This is a genomic window from Pseudonocardia sp. NPDC046786, assembly GCF_040645415.1.
GTDB lineage: Bacteria > Actinomycetota > Actinomycetes > Mycobacteriales > Pseudonocardiaceae > Pseudonocardia > Pseudonocardia kongjuensis.
The window spans coordinates 37461-59059 of sequence record NZ_JBEYYF010000014.1; the positions used below are offsets into that span (position 1 = coordinate 37461).

Below are 21599 nucleotides of genomic sequence, written 5' to 3' on the forward strand. Positions count from 1 at the left end.
AGGGGGGCGTTCGTCCTCGTAACTTGACAGCAGCGGTGAACCAGGTCACTGTACGCCGACAGCGATAACTACCCGTGGTTTGCCAACGTCTGGACGTGCGGGTGGTTCTGCTCCCACCTCACGAGCCAGGAGGATCCGACCGATGCAGTTCGGCCTGTTCGCCATGCCCGAGCACCCCCCGATCGAGAACTGGACGCTGTCCTACGACCGCGACATCGACGACATCGTGCTGGCCGAGAAGCTCGGATTCTCCGAGTACTGGATCGGCGAGCACCACACCGGCGGCTTCGAGAACGTGCCGGTCCCCGAGTACATGATCGCGAAGGCGTCCGCGGTCACCAGCCGGATCCGGCTCGGCACCGGGGTGGTGAACCTGCCCTACCAGGACCCGTTCCAGGTCGCCGAGCGCCTCGCCTTCCTCGACCACCTCACGCACGGCCGGCTCGACTACGGCTTCGGCGGCGGCGGGCTCCCGACCGACCAGGCGCTGTTCGGCCTGGAGCGGTCCGAGGCCGCCCCGCGCACCAACGAGGCGCTGGAGATCATCGAGCTGCTGCTCACCTCCGACGACCCGGTCGACTACGAGGGCGTCTACTGGAAGTACGAGAACCGCCAGCTGCAGGTCGGCCCGTACCAGGAGGTGCCGCCGTTCGCGGTGGCCGGCCTGACCGGCACGCACAACTACGCCCGCTGCGGCGCCAAGGGCTGGAAGGCGCTGTCGGTGTACTTCTCGCCGATCGACAACCGAGGCTACGAGGGCGCCCCCGACCTGCTCGCGCACGGCAAGGCCCTGGTCGGTGCGGCCGAGGCGGCCGGACTCGATCCGGCGGTCGCCCGCCGGAACTGGCGGGTCAGCCGCGAGGTCTACGTCTCCGACAGCCGCAACCAGGCGATGAACGAGATCCGCGAGGGCGTCAAGCGCTCCTACGAGTACCTGCTCGGGCTCGGCCTCGGCGCGCTGATGAAGAAGGGCGAGGGGATGGACGACGCCGACCTCACCTTCGAGTGGATGGCCGAGGAGATCCCCTGGATCATCGGCAGCCCCGAGGACTGCGTCCGGCAGCTGCGCGAGCTGGAGGAGGGCACCGGCGGCTTCGGCACCTTCCTGATCAACGCCCGCGACTGGGTCACCACCGACAAGTGGAACCGCTCGCTGGAGCTGTTCGCCCGCTACGTCGTGCCGCAGTTCACCCCGAGGGAGAACATGGCGCGCCGCAACCGGCTCGCGAACGTCGCGCTCGGGCGGGACTGAGCCGTGGTCGCGCGGTTCGAGGGCCGGATCGCCGTCGTCACCGGCGGCGTGCAGGGCATCGGGCAGGGCATCGCCGTGCGGCTGGCGGCCGAGGGCGCCGCGGTCGTCATCGGCGACCTGCAGGACGACGATTCGACCGCCCGGCGGATCGTCGCCGACGGCGGGCGGGCCGCGCACGTGGTGATGGACGTGCGCCGGCCCGGCGACTGGAAGCGCCTGGTCGACGAGGCGGTCGGCGGCTTCGGCGGGGTGGACGTGCTCGGCAACGTCGCCGGGGTGACGAACACGCTCGGCCCGGACAACGTCGTCGAGCTGACCGAGGCCGGCTGGAACCACGTCGTCGACACCGACCTGAAGGGCGTCTGGCTGGGCATGCAGGCGGTCATCCCGCGGATGCTCGAGGGCGGCGGCGGGTCGATCGTGAACATCGCGTCGATGGCAGCGCTCAAGGGCCTGGAGAACCTGGCCGCGTACTCCGCGGCCAAGGGCGGCGTCGTCAGCCTCACCCAGCAGGTCGCGATGGAGTACAGCCCGCGCGGCATCCGGGTGAACTGCATCTGCCCCGGCACGATCGACACCCCGATCCTGGCCGGCATCACCGACGACATGCGGAAGAACTTCACCGCGGCGCACCTGATCCCGCGGCTGGGCACGTCCGCCGACATCGCGGCGGCGGCGGCGTTCCTGCTGTCCGACGACGCGAGCTTCTGCACCGGCGAGGTCCTCCCGGTGGACGGCGGCTGGAACACCAAGGGCAGCGCGGGCTGACGGCTCCCGGCCGGGCGGGGCCGCCGAGCCCGCCCGGCCGGGCACCTGCACCGACCACCACGAGGAGGGGTACATGAGCGACGACGGAGTCGCGGGCCGGACCGCACTGGTCACCGGCGGCGGCAGCGGCATCGGGAAGGCGATCACCGCGGCGCTGCTCGCACGCGGCGCGAACGTCGTGGTGCTGGAACTGTCCGCCGCGAACATCGCGGCCGCCGACGCCGAGCTCGACGGGGGCGACCGGCTCGCCTGGCACGAGGGCTCGGTGGCGGTCGCCGCCGACGTCGACGCCGCGTTCGCGCTGGCCGCGGAGCGGTTCGGCACCGTGCACCATCTGGTCAACAACGCGGGCACCGCATCGCTGGCGCTGATCCGGGACTGCTCGGAGGACGACTGGGACCTCATCGTCGACACCCTGCTCAAGGGCACGTTCCTGTGCACCCGGGCGTTCGCCCGGCAGGCGATCGAGGCCGGCGAGGGCGGGACGGTCGTCAACATCTCCTCGCTGAACGCGGTCGCCGCCACCGACGGCCTCGGCCACTACTGTGCCGCGAAGGCGGGCGTCGCCCAGTTCACCCAGGTCACCGCCGGCGAGCTGGGCCGGCACGGGATCCGGGCGAACGCGATCGGGCCGGGCACGGTGAACACCCCGCTCGGCGCCGGGTTCACCGTCGGCCGGATCGGCCAGGAGTTCCTGGACCGGACGCTCGTCGCGCCGCCCCGGCACCAGGAGGCCGAGGACATCGCCGACGTCGCGCTGTTCTTGATGTCGCCCGCCGCCGGACGCATCACCGGGCACTTCGTCCCGGTCGACGGCGGCCAGCACGTCCGCGGCCTGCACTCGTACTGGGACGTCGCCGAGGCGCAGGGCCTGGTGAGCCGGTCGTGAGCACGGTGACCGGCGCCGGGGACGATCTCGGCGCCCCCGATAACCTCGGCGAACCTGAGAACCTCGGCGCAGCTGACAACCTCGACGACTCCGAGAACCTCGACGACTCCGACGAGCGCGGCTTCCCGCGGTTCTGGGACGCCGCCCGCGAGACCCGCCCGCACGCCGAGCGCGAGCAGCTGGTCCTGGAGCGGATCCGGCACCAGCTACACTACGTCTACGCCGAGCTCCCGTTCTACCGCAGGCACTACGACGCGCACGGCTTCCATCCCGACCAGGTCCGCTCACTCACCGACTTCACGACGAAGGTCCCGGTGATCACCAAGCGGATGCTGGTCGCCGACCAGGCCGAGCACCCGCCGTTCGGCAGCTACACCCCGCAGCACCCGCCCGGCGGGATCGCCCGGATCCACGGTTCGTCGGGCACCTCCGGGACGCCCACCCTCTACGCCGTGTCCAATCCCGACTGGGACCGCGCCGCCGACGTGCACGCGATGGCCCAGTGGTGCGCCGGGATCCGGCCGGACGACATCGCCCAGGTCGGCTTTCCGTTCGGGCTGTTCTTCGGCGGCTGGGGGGTGCTGCAGGGTCTGGAACGGATCGGCGCGACCGTGTTCCCGCTCGGCGTGACCGACTCGGAGAAGCACATCGAGCTCATCACCCGGCTCGGCTCGACGGTGTTCACCGCGACGCCGTCGTACGCGGTGCACCTGCTCTCGGTCGCCGAGCGGATGGGCGTCGATCTCGCCGCGGGCACCGTCCGCACGCTGCTCGTCGGCGGCGAGCCCGGGGGCTCCCTGCCCGGGACCCGCCGGATCATCGAGCGCGGCTGGGGCGCCACCGTCGTCGACGCCGGCTCCACCTCCGAGATGTACCCGTTCCAGACGAGCGTCGGCTGCCCGGCGGGCACCGGCACCCACCTGATCGCCGACGAGGTGCACACCGAGATCGTCGCCTCCGGAGACCTCAACACGCCGATCCCGGCCGGTGAGCGCGGCGCGATCGTCTACACCCACCTCTGGCGCGAGTCCCAGCCGATGATCCGGTTCGCGCCCGGCGACGAGAGAGAGCTACCTGACCACCGAGCCCTGCCCCTGCGGGCGGACCTGGCCGCGGCTGCCGGAGGGTGTGCTCGGCAGGCTGGACGACATGCTGGTGATCCGCGGGGCGAACGTCTACCCGTCGGCGATCGAGACCGGCCTGCGCACCGTCCCCGAGCTCGGCCCCGAGTTCCGGATCCGGGTCAGCAGGTCCGGTGCGCTGGACGAGATCACCGTGCTCGCCGAGCTGGGCCGGGAGGCCGCGGCGGCGCTGCCCGCCGACGGGCCGGGCCGGGCCGACGTCGTCGCGCGGACCGAGGCGGCGCTGCGCCGGGCCGTCAACATCGGCGTGCCGGTCCGGCTGCTGGAGCCGGGCACCCTGCCGGAGACGACGTTCAAGGCCCGCCGGGTGGTCGACGAGCGGCCCCGCGCGCAGGACGCCCGTTGACCGTGCACCCGCCGGGCGCCACCGGGACGGTCGGCACGCGCGACACCACCGTCCACAACACAGCCGTCCACAACACAGTCGTCCGCGACACCGTTGTCCGCAACACAGTCGTCCGCACCACAGTGCCGGTCGCCGACGGCGTCGTCGCGGTCGAGCTGGTGGCCGCCGACGGCGGCCCGCTGCCGCGCTGGGAGCCGGGCGCGCACGTCGACCTGCTGCTCGGCCCGGACCTGGTCCGCCAGTACTCGCTGTGCGGCGACCCGGACCGCCCGCGGAGCTGGTGGATCGCGGTGCTGCTGCGCCCGGACGGCGGCGGCGGATCCCGCCGGGTGCACGCGCTGCGCCCGGGCGACCGGGTCCCGGTGCGCGGGCCGCGCAACGCCTTCCGGCTGCACCCTGCGCCGCACTACGTGTTCGTCGCGGGCGGCATCGGGATCACCCCGATCCGCCCGATGCTCGACGCGGCCGGCCGGGCGGGCGCCGGCTGGACCCTGCACTACGGCGGCCGGTCGCGCTCGACCATGGCGTTCGCCGACGAGCTGGCCCGGCACGGCCCGCGGGTCCGGCTGCAGCCGCAGGACGAACACGGCCCGCTCGACCCGGACGCGATCCTGGCCGCCGCACCGTCCGGCGCGCTCGTCTACTGCTGCGGCCCGGCAGGGCTGATCGACGCGGTGACCGCGCGCAGCGGCGGATCGGGGACCCTGCACGTCGAACGGTTCACCGCCGCACCCGGTGCCGACGACGGCGCGGACACGGCGTTCGACGTCGAGTGCCGCGCCTCCGGCGTCACCGTGCGGGTCCCGCCGGGGGTCTCGATCCTCGACGCGCTGGAGGAGGCCGGCGGGGTGATCGTCAACTCGTCGTGCCGGGAGGGGGTGTGCGGCACCTGCGAGGCCGGTGTGCTCGCGGGCGAACCCGACCACCGCGACACCGTCCTGGACGACGCCGAGCGCGCCTCCGGCGAGATGATGATGGTGTGCGTGTCCCGGTCCCGCGGACCGCGGCTGGTGCTCGACATCTGATCCCCGGTGCCGCGCTGCGGTACACCCGGACGGCCGCACCGGAGGGCACCGGACGGCGTCCTCCGGAGACCGGGCTCACCACACCTTGATCGGAGTTACACCGGTGTTCCTACAATCCCACCGATCAGGCGGAACGGTGGTCGGCGTGGCAACGTCGATCCCGCTCGGCAGACGATGACGGTGAGCGTGGTGCGGCGGTGGTCCGCGATCGGTTCGACGATCGCGGGATGCCGCAGGCATCCGGGTGAAGGGAGACGGGGTTGGCCGAGATCTCAGGCGGCGCCGGTGAGCCGGTGTCCGCGAAGTCGATCCAGGGTGAGCAGCAGCAGGACACGGGTTGGGTCAGGGCCTCCGAGGAGGACGTCGACCTCTACGTGGACCGGGTGACCGACGAGGTGCTGGCCTGCCGGGAACGGGGCAGGCACCTGTTCCCGACCATCCGGCAGGCGGGCATCCACTTCACCGGTGTCGACGACGACGGCCTGCTGCTGCGCCGTCTGGTGTGCACCTGCTGCGAGCTCGCGGTCCGGGTGGAGAAGTGGGAGGGCGCCCGCCGCGGCGGCCGGACCCGGTTCCAGCGGGTCGCGTCCGGGCTGGAGTACCGCACCGGGAAGGACGGCCAGGAGTACCTGGCGCCCAGCGGCCGCGGGCACATGACCCCGCGCCAGATCGGTGACTCGGTGGCGTCGAAGGCGCTCTCCGGTCAGACCCTGGCGTCGCTGCGCAAAGCCGCCGAGCGTGCGCAGAAGGAGGAGCGGGCCGAGCGGGCCGCCCGCTCGCGCGACGCGTCGGACACACAGGGCTGAGCGGACGGAGGCTGACACGTGGGTGTTCGAGAGATCCGGTACTGCGATCTCACCGGTACCGAGGACGGCGTCGAGTCGCACGAGATCCATCTCGACCAGATGCGGATCGCGATCGACCTGGCCGCGGGCGAGTACCAGAAGCTGCTGACGGTGTTGCGTCCCTACATGGATGCCGGGCGGATCGAGGCGTCGGTGCCGGACGGTTCGTCGATGGCGTCGCGGCGCAACGAGCCGCGCCGGCGCACCACCTCCGGTCTGACCGCCGAGCAGCGCCAGGAGCTGCGCCAGTGGGCGGAGGAGAACGGGATCGAGGTTCCGTCGAACAACCGGTTCAGCCAGGCGCTGGTGAAGCGCTGGCGGGAGGCGCACGAGGTGCCTGCCGAGGAGGAGTGACGGATGTCGGGATCAGCTCGGGCCACCGCCCCGCGGGGCGGTGGCCACGATCCCGGCGACCAGCAGTTCCAGACCGAGCGCGAGGTACTCCTCGCGCTCGATGCCCTCGCTGAGTGGGCCCTCCGCCTCGACCAGCCGCGGGTAGCGCTGCGCTCGCCGCGCTGGAGGCGGTCGCCGACCGGATCCCGGTGTTCCGAGTGGTCCCGGCGGGCTGAGTGCCGGTCAGCCGATCACGCCGCGGTCGCGCAGGGCGCCGATCTCGGCGGTCGACAGGCCGAGCTCGCCGGCCAGGATCTCCTCGGTCTCCCGGCCGAGCTCGGGAGCGTCCCCGGCCTCGCCGTGCGCGCCGTCCCAGCGGACGGGGGAGCGGGCGGTGACCGCGGCCGTCCCGCTCGGCAGCACGATGTCGGTGAGCAGCGGATGCGCGCCGGCCCGGTGCTGCTCGACCACCCGGGTCATCCCCTGGTAGCGCCCCCACAGCACGCGGGCCCGGTTCAGCTCGGCCTCGACGGTCGCCGAGTCGCGGGCCCCGAACCACGGCCGGAGCACCGCGGCGATGGTCTCGCGGAGCCGGTAGCGCTCGGTCTCGTCGGTGAGGTCGGCGCCCAGCGCGGTCTCCAGCGCCGCGAACACGGCGCCGGTGCCGGTCACCGTGATCAGCGCGTTCCACTGGCCGGGGGTGAGCGCGACGACCATCACCCGCCGCCCGTCGGAGCAGGCGAAGTCGACGCCGAAGCTGCCGAAGACGTGGTTGCCGTGCCGGGGCCGCTCGTGGCCGGTCTCGGCGGCCTCGGACAGCCAGCCGAGGTTCGCGACACCGGCCAGCGCGACGTCGGACAGCGCGATCTCGGAGTAGACGCCGCGCCCGGTGCGGCCGCGCTGGTGCAGCGCGGCGAGCACGGTGGTGGACACCGTCAGCCCGGTGACCAGGTCCCAGGCGGGCAGCACGTGGTTGACCGGCGCGGCGCCCTCCTCGCTGCCGGTGATCTGCGGGACGCCGACCTCGGCGTTGACCGTGTAGTCCACCGCGGGCCGCCCGTCCGGGTAGCCCTGGACGCGCACGTGGATCAGGTCGGGGCGGCGCGCGGTGAGCACCTCGTTGGCCATCCAGCGGCGGCCGACGACGTTGTCGACGAGCACGCCGCGGTCCTCGCCGGCGCCGGTCGCGAGCGCGACGACCAGCTCGCGGCCCTCGTCCGAGCGCAGGTCCACCGCGAACGACCGCTTGCCCTTGTTCAGCGACGCCCAGTAGTACGAGTCGCCGGTGCCGTGCCCCGCCGCGGGCCAGCGGCCATGGTCCGGCCCGCCGCCGAGCGGGTCGATCCGGATCACCGAGGCGCCGAGCTGGGCGAGGGTCATCCCGCCGGTCGGGCCGGCGACGAAGCTCGCGCACTCCACGATCCGCAGGCCGTCCAGCGGGCGGCCGGTGTGCTGCTGGGAGGTCGTGGTCACGTCCGGCCGGGCCCCTCGGGTCGCTGTGCGTGGATGATCACGGTCCGAGGGTAGCCGGGGGGATCGGCCGGACCGTCGTCGCGGAACCGGGCGACGACGAACTCGGCGAACCGGGACACCACCGGTGGGCGGGGCCGGTCGCGCAGCCAGGCCAGGCCGATCATCCGGTGCGCGGCGCCGTCGGTGAGCCGCAGGTGGCTGACCCCCGGCTCGGCGCGGTGCGGCCGCGGCTCGGGCACGATCGCGACCCCCAGGCCGGCAGCGACGAAGCCCTCCAGGGTGCCGATCTCGGTGCCCTCGAACGCGATCCGCGGCGCGAACCCGGCCCGTGCGCACAGCTCGTCGGTGAGTCGGCGGAAACCGATCGGTTCGCGCAGCGTCACGAACGGCTCGTCGCCCGCCTCGCCGAGCGCCACCCGGTCGCGGCCGGCGAGCCGGTGCCCGGCCGGGACGGCCAGGCACAGCCGTTCCCGGTGCAGGTCGGTCCAGGCGATCGCGTCGTCGTCCGGGCGCGGGGCGGTCAGCCCGAGGTCGACCCGCCCGGCGCGCACCTGCTCGACGATCTCGTGCCCGACGGCCTGGGTGAGCTCGAAGGTGACGCCGGGGGCCTCGGCGCGGTGCGCGCGCAGCACCTCGGGCATCAGCCCGGCGGCGATCGAGTGCAGGAACGCGAGCCGTACCGTGCCGCGGCCCGGATCGCGCAGCGCGGCGATCCGCTCCTCGGCGGCGGCGAGCTCGGCGAGGCCGCGCCGGGCGTGCTCCAGCATGATCTCGCCGTAGGGGTTGAGCCGCAGCCTGCGGTTGACCCGGTCGAACAGCGGCGCGCCGACCCGCCGCTCCAGCCGGCCGAGCGCCCGGGACAGCGTCGGCTGGGCCAGCGAGAGCCGTTGCGCGGCCTGCGTCATGTGCTCGGTCTCGGCGAGCGCCACGAACCACTCCAGCTCGTCCACGGTCGTCACCTGCGTCATCATGCCACCCGAAACGATGTCTCGGGTGCATCACCGCGGGTCAGGGCGCCGCCTGCCGGAGCACCTCCCGCGCGTGCGCCAGCAGCGGCACGTCGACCATCCGGCCGTCCAGCCGGAACACGCCGCCGGAGTGCGCCTCGGCCGCGGCGAGCATCGCGCGGGCCCGGGCCACCTCGTCGTCGGTGGGCCGGAACGCCTCCCGGACGACGGCGACCTGCGCCGGGTGGATGCACGCCTTCGCCGCGAACCCGGCGGCGACGGCGGCCGCCGAGTCCGAGCGCAGCGTCGCCCCGTCGTCGATGTCGACGAGCACGGTGTCGACCGGGGTGACACCGGCGGCGCGAGCGGCGTAGAGGATCCGGGTCCGGGCCTCCTCGACGGCGGGCCGGTACCCGCCGCCGGGCGCCCGGCCGGCCCGGCCGCCGAGATCGGCGACCAGGTCCTCGCTGCCCCACATCAGGCCGGCGCAGCCGGTCGCGGCCGCGATCTCCGGTGCGGCGAGGACGCCGCGGGCGGTCTCGCACAGCGCGACCACCGGGTGCGGGGCCAGCGCCTCGACGTCGGCGGCCCGGTCGGCCATCGGCAGCATCAGCGCGACCTGCGGGTGGCCGGAGAGTGCGCGCACGTCGTCGTCGTACCAGGGGGTGCCGGGCGCGTTGATCCGCACCAGCACCGCGGCCGGGTCCAGGTCGGCGAGTGCGCCGACGACGGCGGTGCGGGCGGCGGCCTTGTCGTCCGGACCGACGGCGTCCTCCAGGTCCAGGATCACCGTGTCGGCGGCGGCGACCGCCTTCGCGAACCGGTCCGGACGGTTGCCCGGGCAGAACAGCAGGGCGGGCCCGCGCAGGGCGAACGTGGCCGTCATCCGCGGTCCAGCCCGCCGCGCCTGACCAGCTGGGCGGCGACCACGTTGCGCTGGATCTCGTTGGTGCCCTCACCGACGATCATCAGCGGGGCGTCCCGGAAGTAGCGCTCGACGTCGAACTCGGTGGAGTAGCCGTACCCGCCGTGGATCCGGACGGCCGACAGCGCGACCTCCATCGCGGTCTCGGAGGCGAACAGCTTCGCCATGCCGGCCTCCATGTCGCAGCGCCGGCCGGACTCGTACTCCCGGGCGGCGTGCAGGATCAGCTGCCGGGCGGCGGTGATCTTGGTGGCCATGTCGGCGAGCAGATTGCCGACCGACTGGTGCTGCCAGATCGGCCTGCCGAACGACTCGCGGTCCCGGGCGTAGCGCAGCGAGTCCTCCAGCGCGGCGTCGGCGACGCCGAGCGCGCGGGCGGCGACCTGGATCCGGCCCGTCTCCAGGCCCTTCATCATCTGCGCGAAACCGCGGCCCTCGACGCCGCCGAGCAGGGCGTCGGCCGGGACCGCCATGTTCTCGAACACCAGCTCGCAGGTCTCGACGCCCTTGTAGCCGAGCTTCGGCAGGTCCCGGGAGACGGTCAGGCCCGGGCCGTGCTCGACGAGCAGCACCGAGATCCCGCGGTGCGCGGGCTCGGCCGCCGGGTCGGTCTTGCACAGCAGCGCGATGAGCCCGGACCGGCGGGCGTTGGAGATCCAGGTCTTCGATCCGTCGATCACGTAGCCGTCGTCGGTGCGCCGCGCCCTGGTCGTCATGTTCTGCAGGTCGGAGCCGCCGCCGGGTTCGGTGAGCGCCATCGTGGCGCGCAGCTCGCCGGTGGCCATCCGGGGCAGGTAGCGGTCCTGCTGCTCGCGGGTGCCGAACGCGACCAGCAGCTTCGCGACGACGGTGTGCCCGCCCATCGCACCGGCCAGGCTCATCCAGCCGCGGGCCAGCTCGGCGGTGACGAGTGCGTAGCACGGCATCGAGACCGGGGCCTCGCCCCACGGCTCGGGGACCGCCAGCCCGTAGATCCCGAGCTGCTTCATCTGCTCGATCCACTTCTCGGGATAGACGTCCGCGTGTTCCAGCTCGTTGACGTGCGGTTTCACCTCGCGGTCGATGAAGTCGCGGACCGTGTCGACGACGGCCTGTTCCTCGGTGTCCAGCGCACCCATGGCGCGGACCTCCTGATCTGGTCGGCGGTGGTCTGTGCTCGTGGCTGTCGGGGCTCGTCTGCGGGTGCCGGCGGTCGTCAGCGGAACCGGACGGTCGCGACCAGCGACGGGGCGACCCCCTCGGCCGCGACCGCGACCGTGGCGGCACCCGGGTCGTCGGCGTCCCGGTCACCGGCGGCGACCAGCGTCGAGGGCACGAAGGCGGGCCGGGTGAGCCGGTAGCCGAACTCGGCGACGGTGTCCGCGGGTGCGTGCACCCGGGGCAGCTCCAGCGCGAGCAGGGCCATCAGCGGCCCGTGCACGACGAGATCCGGGTAGCCCTCGACGGTCGTCGTGTACGGGTGGTCGTGGTGGATGCGGTGGCCGTTGTAGGTCAGCGCGCTGAACCGCGACAGCAGCACGCTGCCGGTGCCCAGCCGCCGCCGCCACGCCCCGTCCGGCTCCGGCTCGCCGCCCGCCGGACGGGGGACCACCCGTCGCTGCGCGCCGTCGGGCTCCGAGCGGTAGACGATGTCCTGCTCCTCGACCGCGACGACGGCCGGATCGTCGCCCACCCGCAGTTCCTGGCGGACGGACACGAACAGCATCTCGCCGCTCCGCCCGGACTTCGGGGTCACCGAGGTGACGGCCGAGCTGCCGTGCAGCACCGCGCCGAACGGGATCGGGGCGTGCTGGGTGAACCGCCCCCCGGCGAACATCCGGCGCCGGCCCGGGACCCGCGGCAGCAGTGGGCCGTCGGCGGGATGCCCGTCCTCGCCGAGATCGGCGGTCCGCGGGTGCTCCAGCAGCACGAACCAGTGCCACAGCGGGGGGAGCGGCGCGCCGTCGCCGAGCGCCGGGGGAGCGGCGTCGACCAGGTCGGCGAAGGCGGCGGCCGGCCACGGGTCGACCCGCCGGCTGGTCCGGACGGTCGGCGGATCCCAGTCCCGCACCAGATCGGCCAGGTTCGCGGTCTCGGACACGGCACTCCCTCGTACGGTTCGGTCGCCGGATCCCACTCTGGACGCTCCGGCTCGATGTGTGAAATGCAGATCCGGACCCTGCCCGATGCACCGCGTGCATCAGCGGGCGTGGGGATGCGTGCTGCCGGGATCCGGCCCGCCCGCCTCGTGGTCGCCCCGCGCGCCCGGCTCAGGGTCCGTCGAGCCAGGCCCGCACGTCGGCCGAGTCCGCACCGATCGGCGGCGGCGAGCGCCGGTAGGACGGCGGCGTCCGCGAGTACGTCACCGGGTTCCGGACGGTCGGGACCGCGGCCGCGTCCGGCGCCCGGACCACCGGCTCCAGGCCGAGCCGCTCGGCCAGCGCCACCCCGCCGTCGACCGAGTTGATCGGTCCGCAGGGCACGCCCACCTCGGTGATCGCGGTGTACCACTCCTGCGCGGTGCGGGTGGCCAGCCGGGCGCGCAGCCGCTGCTCGATCTCGGCGCGATGCCCGATCCGGTCCGACATCGTCGCGAAGCGCGGGTCCTGCGCCATCGCCGGATCGCCGAGCACGGTGGCGAGCCTGCGGAACTGGCCGTCGTTCCCGGCGATCACGATGAGCTCGCCGTCCTTGCAGGGCATCGGCTGGTAGGGGAAGACGCTCGGGTGCTCGTTGCCCATCCGCTGCGGCACCGCGCCCGCGGCGACGTAGGCCTCGGTCTGGTTGACCAGCGTCGACAGCGCGACCGAGAGCAGGTTCGTCTCCAGCAGCTGCCCCTCGCCGGTGTGCTCCCGGTGCCGCAGTGCCGCCGCGACGGCCAGCGCGGCGTGCAGCCCGGTGAGCACGTCGAACACCGCGACCCCGGCCCGGTAGGGCGGCCCGTCGGCCGGGCCGGTGATGCTCATCAGGCCGGACACCGCCTGCACCAGCAGGTCGTAGCCGGGCAGGTGGGCGCCGCCGAGCGGGCCGAACCCGGAGATCGAGCAGTACACGACCGACGGGTTGTCCGCCGCGACCGCGGCGTGGTCGAGGCCGAAGCGGGCCATCCCGCCCGGCTTCATGTTCTCCACCAGCACGTCGGCCCGCTGCGCCAGCCGCCGCGCCACCGCCAGGTCGGCGGGGTCCTTGAGGTCGAGCACGATCGACCGCTTGTTCCGGTTGATCGACAGGTAGTAGGTGGACGTCCCGTCGAGCACCGGGGGTTTCCAGGTGCGGGTGTCGTCGCCGCCGGGGCCCTCGACCTTGATCACGGTCGCGCCGAGATCGGCCAGCATCATGGTGGCGTACGGACCGGCCAGCACCCGGGAGAAGTCGGCGACCAGAATGCCGTCCAGCGGGCCGCCGGCCGGTGCGTCGCCGAGTCCGGGGCCGTCCTGCGTCGGGGAGTGATCCACGTACCGGGACGTTATCCCCGGCCGGACGGCGTGTCAGGGGCCGGCAGGATATTGCCGCCGATCGGCATTCCTGCCGATTCCGGGCCGGGCCGGTCGCGGCCACCATCGACGCCATGAGCAGCGACGGCCGGACGCTCGTCCGGATCCTGGCCGGTCTCGGCCGCGCCGGGCCCGGGGGATGGCGGCTGCAGGGCTGCTACCTGCCGGTGCCCGGCGTGCCGGACCCCGGATCGAGCTCCCCGCCGACGTAGAACCACCGGCCGTCCTCCCGGACGAACCGGCTCCGCTCGTGCAGCACGCCGTCCCGGCGGTGCGCCCGGAACTCGACGATGCCCTCGGCGTCGAACATCGCCCCGCCGGAGCGGTCCAAGATCTCCAGCCCGGTCCACACCGAGCCGGGCTCCAGGCGCAGCGCCCGCGGCCGGGTCGAGGGATGCCAGGACGCGGTCAGGTGCGCGGTGTCGCCCCGGACGAACGCGGTGTAGCGGCTGCGCATCAGGTCCTCGGCGGTCGCCGCGGGGCGGCCGTCGAGCACCGGGCCGCAGCAGGCCCGCTCCGGGCGGGCCCGGCCGCAGGGACAGTTCACGGGCATCCGTCCAGTATCGGGCCGGCTCAGCTCCCGGCCCGCACCGCCCGCGGGCTGGCGCCGAACCGCTGCCGGAACGCCGTGCTGAATGTGCTCACCGACCGGAACCCGGACAGGTGCGCGATCTCGGTGACCGACATCCCGCGGTGCGCCCCGCAGGTGAGCCGGGCTCGTGCGCGGGTGAGCCGCTCCTCGCGGATCAGCTCCCGTGCGGTCGTGCCGGCCCGCTGCAGCGCGAGCTGGACCTGCCGGGTCGACCAGCCCAGTGCCGCGGCGATCGACGACGCGTTGAGGTCCGGATCGTCGACGTGTTCGCGGACGTGCCTGCGGACCGCGATCTCGATCTCCCCGAGGGTGCCGGTGCCCGCCGTGCCCTGACCGGCGACGAGGATGCCGGTCAGCTCCCCGAGCCGTTCCACGACCGCGTCGAAGTGGTCGGCCGGGAGCCGCTCCTGCGCCAGCGTCGCCTGCAGCACGGCCCGCAGGATCGTGCCCAGCCCGGTCCTGAGATCGATCGGCGAGGTGCCGCCCGGCAGCCGGCCGACATGCCGGGTGATCTCGCGGCCGGTCATCGTCACCACGACCAGCTGGGCTCCCCGGCCGTGGGTCACCTCGAACGGCCGGTCCATCCGGATCAGGGCGGCGGTTCCGTCGTCGAGCACCGCCGGACCGTGCCCCCCGCCGAGCACGACCCGTCCGCGGGCCGGCGCGACCAGCAGGCAGCTGTCGATCCCGTCCGCCCGGATGTGCCGGTCGGTCCGCTCGTACCGGATCGGCGTGGAGTTCCAGCTGAGCACCTGGTACCGGTCGGTCCGGGTGCGCGTGAGGGTCCCGCCGAACTCGGCGCGGTCCCCGAAGTGACACGTCATGGCGCCCTGCAGGGCGGTCGTCAACGTGCGCCAGGTGTCCCGCGCCCGGGTCACGGGCAGGCCGTGGACGGCCGTGCGCTCGCTGCGGACCGCATCGTCCGACATCTCGTCCACCTCCGGTCGTGACCGGCGTCCGGGGCAGCGTAGCGGTCGCGACGGCGGCGTCCGAGCCCGACGAGGCCCTGTGCCCGCCCACCACCGCACGGTGGCGGCTCGCTCCATTGGAGCGTCCCCGGACCGTTCCTAGCGTGGGACGCACGCCCGGCGCAGCCCGCCGGAGTCCGGGCGGCCCACGACCGGCGGGAGCCCGGAGGACGACGGATGGATCTCGCGACCCTGATCCGGACCGGCGCACGTGACCACCCCGACCGCCCCGCCGTGATCTGCGACGACATGACGCTCGACTACACGGGCCTGTACGAGCGGAGCTGCCGCCTCAGCAACGCGCTGGCGGGTCTGGGCGTGCGACCGGGGGAGCGGGTCGCCACCCTGACGGACAACAGCCCGGAGTCGCTGGAGCTGATCCTGGGTGTCGCCCTCGGCGGGTACGTCCGTGCGTCGCTCTACACGCACAACACTCCCGCGACGAACGTCGCACTGCTCGACACGATCGGCGCCACGGTGCTGATCGCGCAGCGCACCCATCACGACGCGATCGCTCCGCACCTGGCCGGCGCCGGCGCACTGCGCCACGTGATCGTGCTCGACGGCCCGGCCCCGGCCGGGGCACACGGCTACGACGACCTGCTCGCCGCGGCGTCCCCGGTCGACCGTGGGATCGCACCGGACCCCGATGCACCGCAAACGATCCGGTTCTCGGCAGGGACCACCGGCACCCCCAAGGGCATCGTGCACTCCTGCCGGGCCTGGACCGGTGTCGGCACCGAGACCACCGCCGCGCTGATCCCGCTCCGAAACGACGACATCTACCTCGCGGCGGGGCCGCTGGCCCACGCGACGATCATGCCGGTGTTCGGTGTGCTGGCCGCCGGGGGTGCGGTGGCGGTGCTCCGCGCGTTCGAACCCGGTGCCTTCCTCGCCGCGATCGAGCGGCACCGCTGCACCCTCACCTTCGGCGTGCCGACGATGGTCCAGCTCGCGGCCGGGCACCCGGCGGCCGGCCGGACCGACCTGCGCAGCCTGCGGCAGTTCGTCTACGGGGGTTCCCCGATGACCGCCACCGCCCTCGACCGGGCCCGCGAGGTCTTTGGCGACATCCTGCTCCAGCTCTACGGCCAGAGCGAGGTCGCGCCGGTGTCGGTGCTGTCGCCGGCCGACCACCTGGCCGAGGGCGGCCGCTGGCTGCGGTCGGCCGGGCGGGCGACGCCGAACACCCGGATCACGATCGTCGACGAGGGTGGGCGGTCCGTCCCGGCCGGGACCGTCGGCGAGGTCGCGGCGCACAACCCGTCGGTGTTCGACGGCATCTGGGACGACCCCGAGGCCACCCGTGCCCGGCTGCTGCCCGACGGGTCCGTGCTCACCCGGGACATGGGCTACCTGGACGAGCACGGCTTCCTCTTCCTGACCGACCGCAAGGAGGACATGATCATCTCGGGTGGGTTCAACGTGTGGCCGACCGAGATCGAGAACGCGCTGGCGGAGCACCCCGCGGTCCGTGACGCCTCGGTCGTCGGTGTACCGCACGACAAGTGGGGTGAGACGCCGCTGGCGCTGGTCGTTCCCGAACCGGGTGCCGAGGTCACCGAGGACGAGCTGATCGCCTGGACCCGCGAGCGCCTCGGGCCGGTGAAGCGCCTGACCAGCGTCCGGTTCGACACCGAGCTACCCAAGTCCGCCGTCGGGAAGGTGCTGCGGCGCGAGGTCCGCGCCCGGTACGCCCCGCAATCCGCACAGCCGAGCCGAGGAGCAGTACACCCGCGATGAGAACCGCCTACGTGCTCGGTGTCGGAATGACCGAGTTCAGCAAGCCCGGCCGTCCCGACCCGAACTACCCCGAACTCGCCCACCGCGCCGCCGACGCCGCCCTGCGCGACGCGGGCATCGGGTACCGCGACGTCGAACAGGTCTGCGCCGGGTTCGTGCACGCAGACTCGACCGCGGGTCAGCGCGCGGTCTACGAGCTGGGCATGACCGGCATCCCGGTCGTGAACGTCAACAACAACTGTGCCTCCGGCTCGTCCGCCCTGCTCTACGCCCGACAGCTGGTGCAGGGCGGGCTGGCCGACTGCGTGCTGGCGCTGGGCTTCGAGAAGATGCAGCGCGGCTCGCTCGGCACCCCCACCCACCCGCAGTCGGCGAATCCGGTCGGCAAGTTCGTCGAGGCGCTCGCCGGGTTGCACGAGCCGACGGGCGCACCGGTCGTGCTGGAGATGTTCCGGGCGGCCGGCAACGAACACTCGGCCCGGTTCGGCACCACGCCCGAGCAGTTCGCCAAGGTCGCCGAGAAGAACCACCGGCACTCCGCGGACAACCCGTACGCACAGTTCCGGGACGTCCACACCCTGCAGGAGATCCTGGACTCCACCGCGGTCTGCACGCCGCTGACCAAGCTGCAGTGCTCGCCCACCTCGGACGGGGCGGCCGCCGCCGTCGTCGTCTCCGAGGAGGTGGTCGACCGGCTGGGCGCTGCCGGGCGGGCGGTCGAGATCGTCGCCCAGGCGCTGGCCACCGACACCACCGACGCCTACGACAGTGCGGTCAACATCGTCGGGACACCGGTCTCCCGGCGGGCCGCCCGCCAGGTCTACGAACAGGCCGGGATCGGGCCCGACGAGATCGACGTGATCGAGCTGCACGACTGCTTCTCGGTCAACGAGATCCTCACCTACGAGGCGCTCGGGTTGTGCGCAGAGGGAGAGGGCGGCGCTCTCGTCGACGCCGGCGCCACCACCTACGGCGGACGCTGGGTGGTCAACCCCTCCGGCGGGCTGATCTCGAAGGGTCATCCGCTCGGCGCCACCGGGCTCGCCCAGTGCGCCGAGCTCAGCTGGCAGTTGCGCGGCGAGGCGGGGCCCCGCCAGGTCGACGGCGCGCGGCTCGCCCTTGCGCACAACGTCGGCCTCGGCAGCGCCGGCGTCGTCACCCTCTACCGGATGGCGCAGTCGTGAGCGGCCCGTTGCTGGTGGAACGCCGGGACGCGGTCGTCGTCCTCACGATCGACCGGCCGGAGCGCCGCAACGCCTTCGACCGTGCCACGGCCGAGGCGATGGAGGCCGCGATCGACGCCTTCGACGCCGACGACGGACTGCGGGTCGCGGTGCTCACCGGGGCCGGCGGGACGTTCTGCGCCGGCCAGGACTTGAAGGCCGCGGCCCGGGGCGAGCTCGGCCGTACCGAGCGGCGCGGCGGCGGCGGGCTGATGGCCCGCCCGCCGGAGAAGCCGATCATCGCGGCGGTGGAGGGACACGCACTCGGTGGCGGCCTGGAGCTGGCGCTCGCCTGTGACCTGGTCGTCGCCGCCCGCGGTGCCCGGATCGGCCTTCCCGAGGCCCGGCGCGGACTCCCGGCGATGGGCGGCGGGCTGTTCCGGCTGCCCCGGCGGATCCCGTACGCGCTGGCGATGGAGGCCGCACTGACCGGCGCGGCCTGGGACGCCGAGCGGTACCACGAGCTCGGGCTGGTCAACCGGTTGGCTGAGCCCGGTCAGGCGCTGGAGGTCGCCCTCCGGTTCGCCGCCGAGATCGCCGCCGGGGGACCGGTCGCGGTCCGGGCCAGCAAGGCGATCGTCCGGCACGGTCCGGAGTGGACGGACGAGGAGAGCTGGACGGCCCAGCAGCGGTACGTGGACACCGTGCTGGCGTCCGAGGACTACCGCGAGGGCCTGGCGGCCTTCGCCGAGAAGCGGGAGCCGGTGTGGAAGGGACGATGAAGACGACGGGCACGAACGCGGTGGGCACGGACACGCTGGGCACGAACGCGGTGGGCACGAACGCGGTGGGCACGAACGCGGTGGGCACGAACGCGACAGATGCAGCCGGGACCGACATCGAGGGCCGGGTGGCCCTGGTCACCGGTGCCGGGCAGGGGGTCGGCCGGCAGGTCGCCCTCGACCTCGCCGCCCGCGGCGCGGGTGCGGTGCTGGTCAACGACGTGGACGCCGCACGGGCCGATGCGGTAGCCGCCGAGATCCGCGGCCTGGGTGGCACGGCGACCGGGGTGGCGTGCGACGTCACCGACTACGACGCGGTCGGCGCGATGTTCGCCCGGGCCCGCGACGCACACGGACCGGTCGGGGTGCTGGTCAACAACGCGGGAAACCAGGGCGGCGGGGGCGCTGCGCCGCCGGCGCTGCCGTTCTGGGAGCAGGGCCCGGAGCACTGGTCACCGTCGCTGGGGGTGAACCTGCACGGCGTCCTGAACTGCGCCCGGCACGCGCTGGCGCAGATGGTCGAGGCCGGCGCCGGCGGCCGGATCGTCACCGTGATCTCGGATGCCGGACGGGTCGGCGAGACCGGCGGCCTGGAGGCGTACTCGGCCGCCAAGGCCGGCGCGGCCGGCCTGACCCGGGCGCTGGCCCGGGCGGGCGGGCGGTACGCGGTCACCGCCAACAGCGTCGCGCTCGGCGCCACCCGGACCCCGGCGACGGACGGGTACCTGGCTGATCCGGCGCTGCGCAAGCAGCTGCTGAGCCGCTACCTGGTGCGCCGGATCGGTGAACCGTCGGATGCCTCGGCGATGATCGTGTTCCTGGCCTCGCGCGGCGCGTCGTGGATCACCGGCCAGACGATGCCGGTCAACGGCGGCTACTCGGTGGCGCTGTGACCGATGTGCCTCCGGCCGGCCTGTTCGACGTGACCGGCCGTACCGCGCTGGTGACCGGCGGGACCAGCGGGATCGGGCTGATGACCGCCGAGGGGCTCCTCGCGGCGGGTGCCCGGGTGCTGGTGTCCTCGCGCAAGCCGGCGGCCTGTGCGGCGGTCGCCGACCGGCTCGGAGCGCGCTGCACCGGCGTCCCGGCCGACGTCGGTACACCGGACGGCGCGCGAGCCCTCGTCGCGGCCGTCGACGGGCAACTCGGCGGGCGGCTGGACATCCTCGTCAACAACGCGGGCGCCACCTGGGGTGCGCCGATCGACGACTTCCCGGACGACGCCTGGGACAAGCTCGTCGGGGTCAACCTCACCGGCGTCTTCCGGCTCACCAGCTCGCTGCTGCCCGCACTGCGCGCCGCGGCGACCGACGACCATCCGGCGCGCGTGATCAACATCGGGTCGCTGGCCGGGCTGCGGGTGACCGAGCTGGAGAACTACCCCTACAGCGCCACCAAGGCAGCTGTGCACATGCTGACCCGGCACCTCGCCCGCCGTCTGGCGGCCGAGCACGTCACCGTCAACGCGATCGCGCCCGGCTACTTCCCCAGCCGGATGAGCGCATTCGTGGCCGACGACCCGGACGCCCACGACGCGGTCCGGGCCGGGATCCCGCGCGGCCGCTGGGGCCGCCCGGACGACGTCGTCGGGGCGACCGTCTTCCTGTCCTCGCGGGCCGGCTCCTACCTGACCGGCGTCGTGCTGCCGGTCGACGGCGGGGTCTCCGGCTGCACCTGACCTGCCGGGTCCGGCCGGGCGACCATCGTGGACAGCTCGGTGGCGGTGCGCAGCGCCAGATCGGCCGGGTCCACCGGACGTCCCAGCAGTGACTCGATCCGTTCCATCCGCTTGACCACGGTGTTCGGATGCACGTGCAGCCGGCGGGCGGTGCGGGTCGGGCTGCCCAGTTCGGCCAGGTGCACCCGCAGGGTCCGCAGCAGCCGGTCGGCCTCGTCGCCGCCGGCCGCCAGCCTGCCGAGCGTCCTCGCCACGAACGCGGTCGCTGCGGACTCGTCCCGGGTGGCCAGCGCGAGTACCGCGACGTCGTCGAACAGCACGGTGCCCGCCGAGCCGAGTGCGTCGGCGACCCGGCGGGCCTCCTGTGCCTCGGCGTGGGTGGTGCGGAAACCGTCGTACCCGGAGGCCGGGCCACCCCAGGCGATGTGCACGCCCGGCGGGAGGCTGCGCCGCGCCGCCAGCTCGCGCCACCCCTCCCCGTGACAGACCAGCCAGCCGTGGACGGACCGGCCGTCGCCGGGGACCCGGAGCCGGCGCTGCGGTCGCAGCGCCTCCACCACGGTCCGGACGGCGCCGTCGAGCCGGTCCGGCCCGGATCCGCGGTCGGTCCAGGCGATGAACCCGACGTGCCGGGCACCCAGGTCGTAGCCCAGCTCGCGCTGTGCCGCCGCCGGATCCACCGTCCCGCCGAGCAGCCCCGTCACCAGGTCGGTCCGGCGGGACGTCGCCCGGCGCTCGAGCAACGCCAGTTCGGTCCCGTACAGCGAGGCGGTCCGCTCGCTCGCGGTCCGGAAGTAGGCGAACAGCCGGGCCGCCGCCCACTCCATGACGGCTGCCCGCTCGACCGCGGACGGCCGCGGGTCCGCGGTGTGCAGCGCTGTGACCAGGTGTTGCCACAGCGCGGCGTGCAGCGTCTCGAACGACCGCAACAGCACCGGCAGGGCCACCGCGTCGTGTCGGGCCAGCGCCCGTGTGTAGCGGGCGACCAGCGACGGCATCGCGATCTCGGAATCCGGTTCCTCGGGTGTGAAGCAGCGGGTCAGCGTCGTGAGGTGCATGCGCACCGCGTCTCGTACGTGCCGGTCCGGGGCGTCGGCGGCGACCAGGATCTCCGGCACCGCCGTGGTGAGCGCCGACACCAGCGGGTCCAGCAGGGACTCGATGTCGCGGCGCAGCCAGCCGGCCAGCCAGGCCTGCGGGGTGGACCCACCCGCGCGGCCGATCGTCGTCGATCGGGTCATGCCCGGACCCTGGC

General features: G+C 73.9%; 22 protein-coding genes. 12 read left to right on the top strand and 10 right to left on the bottom strand.

Features of this window, described 5'->3' with window-relative positions:
• Positions 1-142: 142 nt before the first annotated feature.
• From ABZ881_RS18385 to ABZ881_RS18395, 3 genes are all read left to right on the top strand, one after another.
• Positions 143-1252, top strand: a complete 1110-nt coding sequence (locus tag ABZ881_RS18385; protein WP_358486005.1) for an LLM class flavin-dependent oxidoreductase — start codon at positions 143-145, stop codon at positions 1250-1252.
• Positions 1253-1255: 3 nt separating this feature from the next.
• Complete coding sequence (locus ABZ881_RS18390; protein WP_358486008.1) at positions 1256-2020, top strand: SDR family oxidoreductase; 765 nt, start codon at positions 1256-1258, stop codon at positions 2018-2020.
• Positions 2021-2093: 73 nt separating this feature from the next.
• Entirely contained in the window at positions 2094-2909 is an 816-nt protein-coding gene (locus tag ABZ881_RS18395) for an SDR family NAD(P)-dependent oxidoreductase (RefSeq protein ID WP_358486010.1), read from the top strand.
• A gap of 284 nt (positions 2910-3193) precedes the next feature.
• Here the strand turns inward: ABZ881_RS18395 and ABZ881_RS18400 are convergent, their stop codons facing one another.
• Positions 3194-3925 carry a hypothetical protein gene (locus tag ABZ881_RS18400; RefSeq protein ID WP_358486012.1) on the bottom strand — a complete coding sequence of 244 codons (732 nt, stop codon included), beginning with the start codon at positions 3923-3925 and terminating at the stop codon, positions 3194-3196.
• Between the two features lie 133 nt (positions 3926-4058).
• Between ABZ881_RS18400 and ABZ881_RS18405 the strand changes: the two genes are divergently transcribed.
• The 4 genes from ABZ881_RS18405 (at position 4059) to ABZ881_RS18420 (ending at position 6621) form a co-directional block, all read left to right on the top strand.
• A complete protein-coding gene (locus tag ABZ881_RS18405; protein ID WP_358486212.1) occupies positions 4059-4397 on the top strand; it encodes a hypothetical protein in 339 nt (112 codons plus the stop codon).
• A 521-nt stretch (positions 4398-4918) separates the two neighbouring features.
• Positions 4919-5422 carry an iron-sulfur cluster-binding domain-containing protein gene (locus ABZ881_RS18410; RefSeq protein WP_358486215.1) on the top strand — a complete coding sequence of 168 codons (504 nt, stop codon included), beginning with the start codon at positions 4919-4921 and terminating at the stop codon, positions 5420-5422.
• A gap of 260 nt (positions 5423-5682) precedes the next feature.
• Complete coding sequence (locus tag ABZ881_RS18415; RefSeq protein ID WP_358486014.1) at positions 5683-6228, top strand: hypothetical protein; 546 nt, start codon at positions 5683-5685, stop codon at positions 6226-6228.
• Positions 6229-6246: 18 nt separating this feature from the next.
• Positions 6247-6621 carry a histone-like nucleoid-structuring protein Lsr2 gene (locus tag ABZ881_RS18420; protein WP_344017883.1) on the top strand — a complete coding sequence of 125 codons (375 nt, stop codon included), beginning with the start codon at positions 6247-6249 and terminating at the stop codon, positions 6619-6621.
• Between the two features lie 222 nt (positions 6622-6843).
• Here the strand turns inward: ABZ881_RS18420 and ABZ881_RS18425 are convergent, their stop codons facing one another.
• The 8 genes from ABZ881_RS18425 to ABZ881_RS18460 form a co-directional block, all read right to left on the bottom strand.
• Positions 6844-8073, bottom strand: coding sequence for a CoA transferase (locus ABZ881_RS18425; protein WP_358486017.1), 1230 nt, complete (start codon positions 8071-8073; stop codon positions 6844-6846).
• Positions 8070-9032, bottom strand: coding sequence for a LysR family transcriptional regulator (locus ABZ881_RS18430; RefSeq protein ID WP_358486019.1), 963 nt, complete (start codon positions 9030-9032; stop codon positions 8070-8072). The genes ABZ881_RS18425 and ABZ881_RS18430 overlap by 4 nt, the downstream gene beginning before the upstream one ends.
• 49 nt (positions 9033-9081) lie before the next feature.
• Positions 9082-9906, bottom strand: a complete 825-nt coding sequence (locus ABZ881_RS18435) for a CoA ester lyase (RefSeq protein WP_358486022.1) — start codon at positions 9904-9906, stop codon at positions 9082-9084.
• Complete coding sequence (locus ABZ881_RS18440) at positions 9903-11063, bottom strand: acyl-CoA dehydrogenase family protein (RefSeq protein WP_358486024.1); 1161 nt, start codon at positions 11061-11063, stop codon at positions 9903-9905. Before ABZ881_RS18440 ends, ABZ881_RS18435 begins: the two co-directional genes overlap by 4 nt.
• Before the next feature lie 77 nt (positions 11064-11140).
• On the bottom strand, positions 11141-12025 hold the full coding sequence (locus ABZ881_RS18445; protein ID WP_358486026.1) for a hypothetical protein: 885 nt from the start codon (positions 12023-12025) through the stop codon (positions 11141-11143).
• Between the two features lie 169 nt (positions 12026-12194).
• A complete protein-coding gene (locus ABZ881_RS18450; RefSeq protein ID WP_344017874.1) occupies positions 12195-13379 on the bottom strand; it encodes a CoA transferase in 1185 nt (394 codons plus the stop codon).
• A 196-nt stretch (positions 13380-13575) separates the two neighbouring features.
• Positions 13576-13971 carry a YchJ family metal-binding protein gene (locus ABZ881_RS18455; protein WP_358486028.1) on the bottom strand — a complete coding sequence of 132 codons (396 nt, stop codon included), beginning with the start codon at positions 13969-13971 and terminating at the stop codon, positions 13576-13578.
• Between the two features lie 20 nt (positions 13972-13991).
• On the bottom strand, positions 13992-14939 hold the full coding sequence (locus ABZ881_RS18460; protein ID WP_358486030.1) for an AraC family transcriptional regulator: 948 nt from the start codon (positions 14937-14939) through the stop codon (positions 13992-13994).
• 216 nt (positions 14940-15155) lie between these two features.
• Here ABZ881_RS18460 and ABZ881_RS18465 point away from each other — a divergent pair, with 216 nt between their 5' ends.
• From ABZ881_RS18465 to ABZ881_RS18485, 5 genes are read left to right on the top strand one after another with little or no spacing between them, the layout of a single operon-like run.
• On the top strand, positions 15156-16721 hold the full coding sequence (locus tag ABZ881_RS18465; RefSeq protein ID WP_358486034.1) for an AMP-binding protein: 1566 nt from the start codon (positions 15156-15158) through the stop codon (positions 16719-16721).
• Positions 16718-17905 carry a lipid-transfer protein gene (locus tag ABZ881_RS18470; RefSeq protein ID WP_358486036.1) on the top strand — a complete coding sequence of 396 codons (1188 nt, stop codon included), beginning with the start codon at positions 16718-16720 and terminating at the stop codon, positions 17903-17905. Before ABZ881_RS18465 ends, ABZ881_RS18470 begins: the two co-directional genes overlap by 4 nt.
• Entirely contained in the window at positions 17902-18666 is a 765-nt protein-coding gene (locus ABZ881_RS18475) for a crotonase/enoyl-CoA hydratase family protein (RefSeq protein WP_358486038.1), read from the top strand. Before ABZ881_RS18470 ends, ABZ881_RS18475 begins: the two co-directional genes overlap by 4 nt.
• Positions 18663-19559: an SDR family oxidoreductase gene (locus ABZ881_RS18480; RefSeq protein ID WP_358486040.1), complete on the top strand. Its 897-nt coding sequence runs from the start codon at positions 18663-18665 to the stop codon at positions 19557-19559. Before ABZ881_RS18475 ends, ABZ881_RS18480 begins: the two co-directional genes overlap by 4 nt.
• Complete coding sequence (locus ABZ881_RS18485) at positions 19556-20344, top strand: SDR family oxidoreductase (RefSeq protein ID WP_358486042.1); 789 nt, start codon at positions 19556-19558, stop codon at positions 20342-20344. The genes ABZ881_RS18480 and ABZ881_RS18485 overlap by 4 nt, the downstream gene beginning before the upstream one ends.
• Here the strand turns inward: ABZ881_RS18485 and ABZ881_RS18490 are convergent.
• Positions 20290-21585 (bottom strand): helix-turn-helix domain-containing protein, encoded by a 1296-nt coding sequence (locus ABZ881_RS18490; RefSeq protein ID WP_358486045.1) that lies wholly within the window; start codon positions 21583-21585, stop codon positions 20290-20292. The two genes, ABZ881_RS18485 and ABZ881_RS18490, sit on opposite strands and share 55 nt — an antisense overlap.
• Between the last annotated feature and the right edge of the window lie 14 nt (positions 21586-21599).

What these genes read in the sequence shown, in the direction of transcription:
- ABZ881_RS18385 (WP_358486005.1), top strand. Translation starts at nt 143, where the DNA reads ATGCAGTTCGGCCTGTTCGCCATGCCCGAGCACCCCCCGATCGAGAAC.
- ABZ881_RS18395 (WP_358486010.1), top strand. Translation starts at nt 2,094, where the DNA reads ATGAGCGACGACGGAGTCGCGGGCCGGACCGCACTGGTCACCGGCGGC.
- ABZ881_RS18405 (WP_358486212.1), top strand. Translation starts at nt 4,059, where the DNA reads ATGCTGGTGATCCGCGGGGCGAACGTCTACCCGTCGGCGATCGAGACC.
- ABZ881_RS18410 (WP_358486215.1), top strand. Translation starts at nt 4,919, where the DNA reads ATGGCGTTCGCCGACGAGCTGGCCCGGCACGGCCCGCGGGTCCGGCTG.
- ABZ881_RS18435 (WP_358486022.1), bottom strand. Translation starts at nt 9,906, where the DNA reads ATGACGGCCACGTTCGCCCTGCGCGGGCCCGCCCTGCTGTTCTGCCCG.
- ABZ881_RS18440 (WP_358486024.1), bottom strand. Translation starts at nt 11,063, where the DNA reads ATGGGTGCGCTGGACACCGAGGAACAGGCCGTCGTCGACACGGTCCGC.
- ABZ881_RS18455 (WP_358486028.1), bottom strand. Translation starts at nt 13,971, where the DNA reads ATGCCCGTGAACTGTCCCTGCGGCCGGGCCCGCCCGGAGCGGGCCTGC.
- ABZ881_RS18460 (WP_358486030.1), bottom strand. Translation starts at nt 14,939, where the DNA reads ATGTCGGACGATGCGGTCCGCAGCGAGCGCACGGCCGTCCACGGCCTG.
- ABZ881_RS18465 (WP_358486034.1), top strand. Translation starts at nt 15,156, where the DNA reads ATGGATCTCGCGACCCTGATCCGGACCGGCGCACGTGACCACCCCGAC.
- ABZ881_RS18470 (WP_358486036.1), top strand. Translation starts at nt 16,718, where the DNA reads ATGAGAACCGCCTACGTGCTCGGTGTCGGAATGACCGAGTTCAGCAAG.
- ABZ881_RS18480 (WP_358486040.1), top strand. Translation starts at nt 18,663, where the DNA reads ATGAAGACGACGGGCACGAACGCGGTGGGCACGGACACGCTGGGCACG.
- ABZ881_RS18490 (WP_358486045.1), bottom strand. Translation starts at nt 21,585, where the DNA reads ATGACCCGATCGACGACGATCGGCCGCGCGGGTGGGTCCACCCCGCAG.